Annotated in this window: 1 protein-coding gene; it reads left to right on the top strand. The window is 66.5% G+C overall.

The window, feature by feature from the left end; genetic code table 11:
• The first annotated feature begins 181 nt into the window (after window positions 1-181).
• Complete coding sequence (locus tag ABD385_RS41200; RefSeq protein WP_344585411.1) at window positions 182-841, top strand: fasciclin domain-containing protein; 660 nt, start codon at window positions 182-184, stop codon at window positions 839-841.
• Window positions 842-887: the final 46 nt, after the last annotated feature.

Here is an 887-nt window from a genome sequence, read left to right as displayed (position 1 = left end):
GCACCCACACCCTCGAAGTCCGCGCCACCGACCGCACCGGCTACACCCAAACCGACGCCCGGACCCGCCCCATCCCCAACGGCGCCTCCGGCTGGCACTCGGTGGTGGTCACCGTGACCTAACCACCACCACACCACCCACACCAAACAGAACACATTCACAACAGCATTGGGAGAATCCTGTGAACACCTTGCGTATCCGCCGTACCGTCCTCGCCGTCACCGCCGCCGCCGTACTGCCGATCGCACTGGCCGCCTGCTCCAGCGACAACGGAGCCGGCAGCAAGGACAAGGCATCCGATGCCTCCTCCGCCGCGGCCAAGCCGACCACAAGCAGCGACACCGGCGGCGACATGAACACCATGGCCAAGCCCTTCGGACCGGCCTGCACCGCCGTCCCCAAGGACGGCAAGGGCAGCTTCGACGGCATGGCCAAGGACCCCGTCGCCACCGCCGCCTCCAACAACCCCGCCCTGTCCACCCTGGTCACCGCGGTGAAGAAGGCCGGCCTGGTCGACACCCTCAACAGCGCCAAGAACATCACCGTCTTCGCACCGACCAACGACGCCTTCAACAAGATCCCCAAGGCCCAGCTCGACAAGGTCCTCGCCGACAAGGCCATGCTCACCAAGATCCTCACCGGCCACGTCGTCGGCCAGAAGATCGCACCGAAGCAGCTCGCCGACGGCTCCTTCGAGACGCTGGCGAAGAACAAGCTGACCACCGCCGGCTCCGGCGAGTCCTACATGGTCGACGACTCCGCCAAGGTCGTCTGCGGCAACGTCCAGACCGCCAACGCCACCGTCTACATCATCGACACCGTCCTGCTGCCCAAGAGCTGACAGTTCCTCAGCGCGGGTGCTCCGGCGCATGCCGGGGCACCCTGAG

Source organism: Streptomyces lunalinharesii (assembly GCF_039532155.1).
In the GTDB taxonomy this organism is placed as follows: domain Bacteria; phylum Actinomycetota; class Actinomycetes; order Streptomycetales; family Streptomycetaceae; genus Streptomyces; species Streptomyces lunalinharesii.
Note: the sequence above shows the minus strand (reverse complement) of the source record. Positions and strands in the feature narration are given on the sequence as shown.